Below are 10,829 nucleotides of genomic sequence, written 5' to 3'. Positions count from 1 at the left end.
CCTCGCCTAGCGCTGCGAGCCTCGCCTAGCGCTGCGAGCCTCGCCTAGCGCTGCGAGCCTCGCCTAGCGCTGCGAGCCTCGCCTAGCGCTGCGAGCCGCCGCCGTCGACCACGTCCCGGGTCTGCTGGGCGATCTCCAGTTCCTCGTCGGTGCCGATGACGCAGACCCTCACCTCGGCGTCGTCCGGTGAGATCACCCGGTCGCCGTCGCCGTTGTTGCGGGTCTCGTCCACGGCGATGCCCAGCCGGGCCAGCCCGGCCAGCGCGGCGGCCCGCACGGGTGCGGCGTGTTCGCCGACCCCGGCGGTGAACGTGATCGCGTCGACCCGGCCGAGCAGCGCGTAGTACGCGCCGACATATCCGGTGATCCGCCGGCAGTACACGTCGAAGGCCAGTGCGGCGGCCCGGTCCCCGGCCGCGCGGCGCTGGAGCACCTCGCGCATGTCGTTGACGCCGGTCAGGCCGAGCAGGCCGCTGCGGTGGTTGAGTAGGTCGTCGATGTCGTCGACCGACATCCCGCCCTCGCGGCGCAGGTGGAAGATCACGGTCGGGTCCAGGTCACCGCTGCGGGTGCCCATCACCAGCCCTTCCAGCGGCGACATCCCCATCGAGGTGGCGACGCTGCGGCCACCGGCCACCGCGCAGGCGCTCGCCCCGTTGCCCAGGTGCAGGGTGATCGTGTTGAGCTGCTCGTACGGGCGGCCCAGCAGGTCGGCGGTGCGTCGTGAGACGTACGCGTGTGAGGTGCCGTGGAAGCCGTACCGGCGGATTCCGTAGCGCTGCGCGGTCTCCCGGTCGATCGCGTACGTCGCGGCGGCCTCCGGCAGCGTGTGGTGGAACGCGGTGTCGAAGACGGCGACCTGCGGGACGTCCGGCAGGGCAGCCCGGGCCACCTCGATGCCGGCCAGGTTGGCCGGGTTGTGCAGCGGGGCGAGCGGCACCAGATCCTTGATCGCGGCCAGTACGGCGTCGTCGATGCGGACCGGCGTGCTGAACTTCTTGCCACCGTGCACCACCCGGTGCCCGACAGCGGTCAGCCCGGTCAGGTCCAGGTCGGCCAGGATCTGCCGGACGGCGCTTGCGTGGTCCGCCGGGCCGCCGCCGGGCTCGCCGACCCGCTCCACGGTGCCCTGGTCGAGGGTCCGGTCACCGTCGTAGTGCCGCCACTTCACCGACGACGACCCGCAGTTGAGCACCAGTACCCGACTCACGAGGCCTCCTCGGTTGCCGCCTGGATGGCGGTGATCGCCACTGTGTTGACGATGTCCGGCACTGTGGCACCACGGGACAGGTCGTTCACCGGCCGGCGCAGGCCCTGCATCACCGGGCCGACGGCGACCGCCCCGGCGGACCGCTGCACCGCCTTGTACGTGTTGTTGCCCGTGTTCAGGTCCGGGAAAATGAAGACCGTGGCCTGGCCGGCCACCGGGCTCCCGGGCAGCTTGGTCGCCGCCACCGCCGGGTCGATCGCCGCGTCGTACTGGATCGGCCCCTCGACCAGCAGGTCAGGTCGGCGTTCCCGGACGAGCGCGGTGGCAGTGGCGACCTTCTCCACGTCCGCGCCCGCGCCGGAGCTGCCCGTGGAGTAGGACAGCATGGCCACCCGGGGTTCGATGCCGAATCGGGCGGCGGTGTCGGCCGACGAGATCGCGATGTCGGCGAGCTGCGCGGCGTCCGGGTCGCGGTTGACGGCGCAGTCGCCGTAGACGAGCACCCGGTCGGCGAGCAGCATGAAGAAGACGCTGGAGGCCACCGAGACGTCCGGCACGGTACGGATGATCTCGAACGCCGGTCGGATGGTGGCGGCTGTGGTGTGGGTGGCTCCGGAGACCATCCCGTCGGCGTGCCCGGTGGCCACCATCATGGTGCCGAAGTAGTTGGCCTGCGCCACGATGTCGTACGCCAGCTCGACAGTGACGCCCCGGTGGGCGCGCAGTTTCGCGTACTCGGCGGCGAACTCGTCGCGCCAGGGGCTGCCGGCCGGGTCGACCACGTCCGCGCCGGTCAGGTCGATTCCCAGTTCTCGGGTGCGGCGGGCGATGTCGTCCGAGCGGCCGAGCAGGGTGAGGTCGGCGACGCCCCGGCGGAGCAGGATCTCGGTGGCCCGCAGGATCCGCTCGTCGGTGCCCTCCGGCAGCACCAGCCGGCGGCGGTTGGTGCGGGCGCGGTCGATCAGGTCGTACTCGAACATCATCGGGGTGACCCGTTCGGAGCGGCTGACCCGCAGCCGACGGGCCAGGTCGACGGTGTCCACGTTGCCCTCGAACGCGCCGAGCGCGGCCTCCACCTTGCGGGGGTTGCCCGGGCTGGGCCGGCCCTCGATCCGGCTGGACGCCTCGACTGTGTCGTAGCTGTCGCTGGCCACCGACAGCACGGCGAAGCCGGTGTTGAGCCGCTCGACCAGGCGCATCGCCCGGGGGTCGGGCTGTTCGCCGAGGGTGAGTACCACGCCGGCCAGCGAGACCTGCCCGGCGACGTGCGCGGCGCTCGCCGCGACGATCAGGTCGGCGCGGTCGCCGGGCGTGATGACAAGCGCCCCCTCGGTCAGGTGGTCGAGCAGGGTCGGCACGTGCGCGGCTCCGACCACGTAATCGAGAACGTCCCGGCCGAGGGTGGTGTCATCGCCGGCGAGCAGGGTGGCGTCGAGCGCCTCCGCCACCTCGGCGACGGTCGGCGCCGACACCGTCGGCACCTCCGGAATGGCGTACGCGGGGACCGGCAGCTCCGGCAGGGTCATCGGCCCGGACACCCGGTTGGCGATCACCGCCAGAACCGTCGCGCCCAGGTCCACCAGATCGTGGTACGCCCCACGCGCCGCCGCCGCGATCGTCTCCGGGTCCTGCCCGAAGCCGTCGATCACGGGCACCACGACGCTGCCGAACTCGGTGGCGAGCCGGGCGTTGAAGGCCAACTCGCGAGGGCCGGCACCATCGCCGCCGTCGGCGAAGTCGCTGCCCACCACGACCACCGCCGGGCAGCGCCGTTCGATCGCCCGGTACCGCTCGACGATCCGGAAGATCAGCTCCTCCCGACGGCCGTCGGCGACCAGGGCCGCCGCCTCGGCGTACGTCATGCCTGTCAGTTCGGCTTCGGGCAGGTCGACCCGGTAGCGGTCGTGCAGCAGGGCGAGGATCGGGTCGGAGCCGGTGTTGGAGACCAGCGGTCGGAACGCGCCGATCCGTTCGACCTGCCGGGAGAGGAGTTCCGCGAGGCCGAGGGCGATGGTCGACTTGCCCCCGCCGGACCCCACGCTGGTCAGATAGACGCTGCGGGCCACGCACCTACCCTAGAAGATCATTGCCGGACCCGCGCGGGTCCAATGCCCCTGAAGCCGATGTCACCGGCCGGAAATCGGGTCCGCCCGCTCGGACGACGAAAAGCTGATGCGATCGACTCGCCCCGGCTGCCGGGCAGGTGGTCGGGGCGGCCCGAACGAGGGGGCGTGCCGACTGGGTCGCCGTGGCACGGCCTCGGTTTGGTCGCTCGACGGCGACGGTCGTTCCCCGCCGGGCACTCGACAGGATGAGTTGGCGACCACTCTGCGTCATCGTCTGATTACAGAACCTGCCATCGAAGCGTTCGGCATCTCATCGGCGAGACGCCGCCCAAGGTGAGCGAACCTCACCCCTACACTCCTGCCCATGACTGCCCACCGCCTGAGCAGCGACGATACGTCGATCGGGAGGTCGATGCCCGCAGGCACGGCTAGCTGCGGTTCCGCCGCCAGCTCGCCCCGTAACGAGGACGCCGCAGGCCCCGCCGCGCGTCCCCTGCTCGATGCCCCGACCGAGGTGCGACCGGCACTGCGGCCGCTACCTGCCCGCGCCGGGAACCACGCCCGCGCTGGGGACATGGACGCGCCGACGGAGATCAGGCCGCGACCGACCGCCCTCGTCGTGCACGGCCGCGCCCAGCGCACCCCCGCCGCCACGGCGGCTCCGATCGACGGGCCGACAATGGTCATCGGCCGGTCCGACACCCCCACCGCGCTTATCGCCGCTGTACGCCAGCCTCCGCCGGTCTTCGTCGACCCCAGCGGCCGACGCCGCTCCCGCCTGCGCTGGCTCGCGTACGCCCTGGGTCTGCTGAGCGTGGTCTACACCGGGCTGGTGGGTATCAGCTTCGCGGGCTTGGTGGAGCCGCACACGGTGCTGCCCTTCGTCGACGAGGTGAAGCAGCCTGAACGGCGTGCGCCGGAGCCCGTGGCGCCCGTCGTCGAACCTGAGCCGTCGACGGTCGAACCCCGTGCGCCGACGTCCACGGTGGCCCCCACCACCGTTCCGGCGACTCCCCGCTCGGTGGCCCCCACCCGGTCACCGGCCGCCACCCGGCCGTCGCCGCGCAACCCCGCCGTCCCGCCGGCCTCGCCCAAGCCGACCACCTCGCCGGCACCGACGCCCACGATCTCGGCCCCGGTCGAGGAACCGCCGTCGCCGCCCAACGTCGAGCCCGCCCCCGCAGATGGCCAAAGCGTCGATGACTGAGCCGATCCCGTCCGACCGCCGCCGGGCCATACCGCAGCCCCGCTGGATCCTGCTCGGCCTGCTTGTGGCGCTCCTGGGCAGCGTGCTTCTGGTAAACGCGTACACAAACGCCTCCTTCACCCCTGACCATCAGCAGAGCAACAACGGGCAGCGCGAGGTCCCCACCTCGGTGGTGAACGGTGGACCGATCATCAGCGCCAACGGCGAGCAGGTCCGCTCCTACCGGCTGCCGGCCCGGACGATCGCGCTCACCTTCGACGACGGCCCCGACCCGGTGTGGACCCCCGAGGTGCTGCGCGTCCTCGAAACCCACCAGGTCAAGGGCACGTTCTTCGTGCTGGGCTCGCAGGTGGCCCGGCACCCCGACACCACCCGGAAGCTTGTCGAGGGCGGCCACGAAATCGGCGTACACACCTTCACCCACCCCGACCTCACCGAGCTGCCAGCGTGGCGGCGGCAGATGGAGTACGCCCAGACACAGCTCGCCCTGGCCGCCGTCACCGGCATGGGGACCTCGCTGGTCCGTTTTCCGTACTCGTCGCATGCCTACGCCATCGACAACCAGGACTGGCCGGTGGTGACCGCCGCCGGCGACCTGGGCTACCTGACCGTGCTCAACGACACCGACAGTCGGGACTGGGAGCAACCCGGCGTCGACAAGATCGTCGAGAACGCGACCCCGGACGGCACCTCGGGCGCGATCACCCTCTGGCACGACGCCGGTGGCGACCGGGCACAGACCGTCGCCGCCCTCGACCGGTTCATCCCGATGATGAAGGAACGGGGGTACCGCTTCGTCACCGCGACCGAGGGTCTGAACCTCGCCTTCGCCGCGGCCGGAGTCGACCACCGCGTCGACGGTGCCACGCCCGCGACCGCCGGGGACCGCTGGCGGGGCCGGACGCTGGTCTGGGCGGTGCGGGGCGCCGACAACGTGCTCGGCCTGTTCGGGATCCTCTTCGTGCTCGTCGGTGTGCTCACGGTGGGACGTACCGCCGCGTTGTTCGTGCTCGCCGGGCGGCACGCCCGCCGCCGCCGATCCAAGGGCTGGACGTGGGGGCCACCGGTCACCGCACCGGTGTCGGTGATCGTCCCGGCGTACAACGAGAAGGAGGGGATCGCCGCGGCGGTCCGCTCGCTCGCCAACGGCGACCACCCCGGCGGGATCGAGGTGGTCGTCGTCGACGACGGCTCCACCGACGGGACCGCGGACATCGTCGAGGCGCTCCGCCTGCCAAACGTCCGGGTGGTCCGCAAGCCCAACGGCGGCAAGCCCAGCGCGTTGAACACAGGCGTGGCGCTGGCCCGGCACGACCTGATCGTGATGGTCGACGGGGACACCGTGTTCGAGCCCGACTCCTTGCGCCGGCTGGTGCAGCCCTTCGCCGACCCGCGGGTGGGCGCGGTGGCCGGCAACGTCAAGGTCGGCAACCGGCGCAGCCTGATCGCCAAGTGGCAGCACATCGAGTACGTCATCGGCTTCAACCTGGACCGGCGGCTCTACGAGACGCTGCGCTGCATGCCTACCGTGCCCGGGGCGATCGGCGCCTTCCGACGAGAGGCGCTGCGCTACGCGGGCGGGATGACCGATGACACCCTGGCCGAGGACACCGACATCACCATCGCCCTCGGCCGGGCCGGCTGGAAGATCGTCTACGAGGAGACGGCCCGCGCCTGGACCGAGGCGCCGACGAGCATCGGCCAGCTCTGGAAACAGCGCTACCGGTGGAGCTACGGCACCATGCAGGCGATGTGGAAGCACCGCCGCTCGGTGTTCGACAGGGGCGCCTCGGGCCGTTTCACCAGGCGTTGCCTGTTCTTCCTCAGCCTCTTCGGGGTGCTGCTGCCGCTGCTCGCGCCGGTGATCGACCTCCTGGCCGTGTACGGCCTGTTCTTCCTCGACCGGAAGGCCACGGTCGGGGCCTGGCTGGCCATGCTCGGCGTGCAGATGCTCACCGCCGTGGTGGCGTTCCGGCTGGACCGGGAGAAGCTCGGCGTGCTGTGGGTGCTACCGCTCCAGCAGTTCGTCTACCGGCAGTTGATGTACCTGGTGATAATCCAGTCGGTGGTCACCGCTCTGAGCGGCGGCCGGCTGGGGTGGCAGAAACTGCGACGCACCGGCCTGGACCCGATCGCCTCCCGCACCGGCTGACCAACCAGCGCCGGTCAGCCGCCCGTCAACTCCCGGACCGCCCGTCGTTCAGTCCTCGTCGATGTCGTCCAGGCGAGCGAGCCAGGTGGCGAAACGCTCGATCGGCGTCTCGAACTCGGGATTGAGGTCGACGAAGTCGCGCAGGCGCTCGCCCAGCCACTCCAGGGTCACCTGCTCGTCGCCCCGGCGCTCGACAAGCTCCTCGATGCCACGGTCGGTGAAGTACATCGCGTACGTCCTCATGCTCGGCCCGGCGCGGGCCGGGAGTTGGTCGGTGTGCACCGACGGAGCCGGGGCAGGGCCGTGGTGACGGCCCTGCCCCGGCTCTCGCGGTGCGGTCAGGTCACGGGCGGGGGAGTGCCGCCTCGATGAGCGCGGTCTGCTCGACCTCGTGGGTCTTGGCCGAGCCGACCGCCGGGGCGGCCGCGGCCGGGCGGGAGATCCGCCGCAGCCGGACGTCGCTGAGGTGCTCCAGCAGGTTGAGCGCGACGAACGACCAGGCGCCCTGGTTGGCCGGCTCCTCCTGCACCCAGGCGAAGTCCTCCGCGTTCGGGAACTGCGCCAGGGCGGCCCGGATCTCCTCCACCGGCAGCGGGTACAGCTGCTCGATCCGGATGATCGCGGTGTCGGTGACGCCGCGCTCCTGCCGGGCCTGGAACAGGTCGTAGTAGACCTTGCCCGAGCAGAGCAGCACCCGCTTCACGGCCTCCGGTGCCGGGGCGGCCGTGTCGCGCAGCACCGGCTGGAAGGTGCCGGTGGTGAAGTCCTCCACCGACGAGACGCAGAGCTTGTGCCGCAGCAGCGACTTCGGCGTGAACACCACGAGCGGCTTGCGCTTCGGCGACAGGGCCTGGCGGCGCAGCAGGTGGAAGTAGTTCGCCGGGGTCGTCGGGATCGACACCCGCATGTTGTCCTCGGCGCACATCTGCAGGAAGCGCTCCGGGCGACCGGAGGTGTGGTCCGGGCCCTGACCCTCGTGGCCGTGCGGCAGCAGCAGGGTCAACGCGGACCGCTGGCCCCACTTGACCTCACCGGAGGAGATGAACTCGTCGATCACCGACTGGGCGCCGTTGACGAAGTCACCGAACTGCGCCTCCCAGGCGACAAGCGCGTTGATGTTCTCCACCGAGTAGCCGTACTCGAAGCCCATCGCCGCGTACTCGCTGAGCAGCGAGTCGTGCACGAAGAACCGGGAGCGCTCGCCGTCGCCGGTGAGCGACCCTAGCGGCAGGTAGTCGTCGCCGGTGCGGGCGTCGACCACCGAGGCGTGCCGCTGGACGAACGTGCCGCGCCGCGAATCCTGCCCGGCGAGCCGGACGGTGACCCCGTCGTGCAGCAGTGACCCGAACGCGATGATCTCGCCGTAGCCCCAGTCGATGTGGCCCTCGACGGACATCTTGGCCCGCCGGTCGAGCAGTTGCTGGATCCGCTTGTGCGGGGTGAAGCCCTCCGGCAGGTTGACGTGCGCCTCGCCGATCGCCTTCACCACTGACGCGTCGGTGGCGGTGTCGACCTGCGGCTCCGGCTCCTCCTCGCGGCGCGGCCGGTTGAGCTGCCGTGGTGCCGAGGCGGCGTCCCGGGTGGCCTTGAAGACCTTCTCCAGCTGCGCCTGGTAGTCCCGCAGCAGCTCCTCCGCGTCCTCCACGGTGATGTCGCCGCGACCGATCAGCTCCTCGGTGTAGAGCTTGCGCACCGAGCGCTTCGAATCAATGATCTTGTACATCTGAGGGTTGGACATCGACGGGTCGTCGCCCTCGTTGTGCCCGCGCCGCCGGTAGCAGACCATGTCGATCACGACGTCCTTGTTGAACGTCTGCCGGTATTCGAAGGCCAGCCGGGCCACCCGGACCACGGCCTCCGGGTCGTCGCCGTTGACGTGGAAGATCGGCGCCTGGATCATCCGGGCCACGTCGGTGCTGTAGAGGCTGGACCGGCTGTATTCCGGGGCGGTGGTGAAGCCGACCTGGTTGTTTACCACCACGTGCACGGTGCCGCCGGTGCGGTAACCGCGCAACTGCGACAGGTTGAGCGTCTCGGCGACCACACCCTGCCCGGCGAACGCGGCGTCACCGTGCACCGCCAGCGGCAGGACTGTGTAGCCCTCCAGCTTGAGGTCTATCCGGTCCTGCTTGGCCCGGACGATGCCCTCCAGCACCGGGTCGACGGCTTCCAGGTGCGACGGGTTGGCCACCACCGACACCTTGACCGAGTGGTCACCGTCGGGCGTGGTGAACTTGCCGTTCTGGCCCAGGTGGTACTTCACGTCGCCGGAGCCCTGCGTCGAGCGCGGGTCCAGGTGGCCCTCGAACTCCGAGAAGATCTTCTCGTACGGCTTGCCGACGATGTTGGCCAGCACGTTGAGCCGACCCCGGTGGGCCATGCCGATGACGACCTCGTCCAGCCCGCCCTCGGCGGAGCACTCCAGCACCTCACCGAGCAGCGGGATCAGCGACTCGCCGCCCTCCAGCGAGAAGCGCTTCTGGCCGACGTACTTGGTCTGGAGGAAAGTCTCGAACGCCTCGGCGGCGTTGAGCCGGTTGAGGACGTGCTTCTGCTCGTCGGCGGACGGCTTCTCGTACTTGAGCTCGATCCGCTCCTGCACCCAGCGCCGCTCCTCCGGGTCCTGGATGTGCATGTACTCGATGCCGACCCGGCGGCAGTACGAGTCGCGCAGCACACCAAGGATCTCGCGCAGCTTCATCCGCTTGCGGCCGGCGAAGCCGTTGACCGGGAACTCGCGGTCGAGGTCCCACAGGGTCAGCCCGTGCTGGAGGACGTCCAGGTCGGGGTGCTTGCGGATGGTGAACTCAAGCGGGTCGGTGTCGGCCATCAGGTGACCGCGCACCCGGTACGCGTGGATCAGCTCGTGCACCCGGGCGGTCTTGTTGATCTGCCCCTCGGAGTTGACCGCGACGTCGCGCATCCACCGCACGGGCTCGTACGGGATACGCAGCGAGGTGAAGATCTCGTCGTAGAAGCCGTGCTCACCGAGGATCAGCTCGTGCATCACCTTGAGGAACTCGCCGGACTGCGCGCCCTGGATGACCCGGTGGTCGTACGTGCTGGTCAGCGTGATGATCTTGCTGACCGCCAGTTCGGCGAGAGTGGTCTCGGACATGCCCTGGTAGGGCGCCGGGTATTCCATCGCGCCGACGCCGATGATCGCGCTCTGCCCCTGCATCAGCCGCGGCATCGAGTGCACGGTGCCGATGCCGCCCGGGTTGGTGAGCGAGATCGTGGTGCCGGAGTAGTCCTCCATGGTCAGTTCGTTGCGCCGCGCCCGCCGGACCACGTCCTCGTACGCCTGCCAGAACTGCCGGAAGTCCATCTGCTCGCAGCCCTTGATGGAGGGGACCACCAGGTTGCGGCTGCCGTCCGGCTTTGCCAGGTCGATCGCGATGCCCAGGTTGACGTGCGCCGGGCGGACCACAGCCGGCTTGCCATTGGCCTCGGCGAACGAGTTGTTCATCTCGGGGTGCTGGACCAGCGCCCGGACCATCGCGTAACCGACCAGGTGCGTGAAGCTGACCTTGCCACCGCGCCCACGGGCGAGGTGGTTGTTGATCACGATGCGGTTGTCGACGAGCAGCTTGGCCGGGACCGCGCGCACGCTTGTCGCGGTGGGCACGCTCAGCGAGGCGTCCATGTTCTGGACGATCTTCGCGGCGACACCCCGCAGCGGCGTGGTCTGCGGGCCGTCTGCGCTCGGCGTGGCTGCCTTGGCGGCCGGCTTCGCCGGTGCGGCTGCCTTGGTGGGGGCTGCCTTGGTCGTGGCGGCGGGCGCGGCGGCCTTGGCCGGCGCCGGCTTGGCGGCGGCCGGCTTACTGGTGCTCGGCTGGCTGACCGTGGCGGTCGCCTCCGGCTGCCCGTCCGGCTCGGGAGAGGCGGCGGGCTTGCCCGTCGCCTCGGCCCCGCGTGGTGTGCCGGCGCCCGGCGCCGGTCGATAGTCGGCGAAGAAGTCGTGCCAGGCCGAATCAACACTGGTGGGGTCGGCGAGATACCGCTGGTACATGTCCTCGACGATCCACTCGTTCGGGCCGAAACCCGCCAGTGGGTTCTCCTGCGAAGTCTGCTGGGTCGACACGGCCGGTAATCGCCTCTTTCACGCGGGTTTGTGTGTCACGCGGTGTCCGTCGCGCCCAGTTAGGAGCACGGACAGGACGGCTCCCAGGCTACGCCGTATGGATCCGTCAG

General features: G+C 70.5%; 6 protein-coding genes. 2 read left to right on the top strand and 4 right to left on the bottom strand.

Features of this window, described 5'->3' with window-relative positions:
- Positions 1–82: 82 nt before the first annotated feature.
- Positions 83–1,210: an acetate kinase gene (locus tag ACFY2Q_RS15395; RefSeq protein WP_387130582.1), complete on the bottom strand. Its 1,128-nt coding sequence runs from the start codon at positions 1,208–1,210 to the stop codon at positions 83–85.
- Positions 1,207–3,276, bottom strand: a complete 2,070-nt coding sequence (pta, locus tag ACFY2Q_RS15390) for a phosphate acetyltransferase (RefSeq protein WP_387130580.1) — start codon at positions 3,274–3,276, stop codon at positions 1,207–1,209. The genes ACFY2Q_RS15395 and pta overlap by 4 nt, the downstream gene beginning before the upstream one ends.
- 364 nt (positions 3,277–3,640) lie before the next feature.
- Between pta and ACFY2Q_RS15385 the strand changes: the two genes are divergently transcribed.
- Together ACFY2Q_RS15385 and ACFY2Q_RS15380 are read left to right on the top strand one after the other, a co-directional pair.
- Complete coding sequence (locus ACFY2Q_RS15385; RefSeq protein ID WP_387130578.1) at positions 3,641–4,483, top strand: hypothetical protein; 843 nt, start codon at positions 3,641–3,643, stop codon at positions 4,481–4,483.
- Complete coding sequence (locus tag ACFY2Q_RS15380; RefSeq protein ID WP_387130576.1) at positions 4,476–6,635, top strand: bifunctional polysaccharide deacetylase/glycosyltransferase family 2 protein; 2,160 nt, start codon at positions 4,476–4,478, stop codon at positions 6,633–6,635. Before ACFY2Q_RS15385 ends, ACFY2Q_RS15380 begins: the two co-directional genes overlap by 8 nt.
- 48 nt (positions 6,636–6,683) lie before the next feature.
- On the opposite strand, the gene ACFY2Q_RS15375 is transcribed toward ACFY2Q_RS15380, so the two are convergent.
- Entirely contained in the window at positions 6,684–6,863 is a 180-nt protein-coding gene (locus ACFY2Q_RS15375) for a DUF6104 family protein (RefSeq protein ID WP_053660250.1), read from the bottom strand.
- 115 nt (positions 6,864–6,978) lie between these two features.
- Entirely contained in the window at positions 6,979–10,719 is a 3,741-nt protein-coding gene (locus tag ACFY2Q_RS15370) for a multifunctional oxoglutarate decarboxylase/oxoglutarate dehydrogenase thiamine pyrophosphate-binding subunit/dihydrolipoyllysine-residue succinyltransferase subunit (RefSeq protein WP_387130573.1), read from the bottom strand.
- Positions 10,720–10,829 lie beyond the last annotated feature (110 nt).

The sequence above is a fragment of the Micromonospora sp. NPDC000316 genome (assembly GCF_042898885.1).
Taxonomy (GTDB): Bacteria; Actinomycetota; Actinomycetes; order Mycobacteriales; family Micromonosporaceae; genus Micromonospora.
This window is presented reverse-complemented; position numbering and strand designations above follow the sequence as displayed.

What these genes read in the sequence shown, in the direction of transcription:
- ACFY2Q_RS15375 (WP_053660250.1), bottom strand. Translation starts at nt 6,863, where the DNA reads ATGTACTTCACCGACCGTGGCATCGAGGAGCTTGTCGAGCGCCGGGGC.
- ACFY2Q_RS15385 (WP_387130578.1), top strand. Translation starts at nt 3,641, where the DNA reads ATGACTGCCCACCGCCTGAGCAGCGACGATACGTCGATCGGGAGGTCG.
- ACFY2Q_RS15380 (WP_387130576.1), top strand. Translation starts at nt 4,476, where the DNA reads ATGACTGAGCCGATCCCGTCCGACCGCCGCCGGGCCATACCGCAGCCC.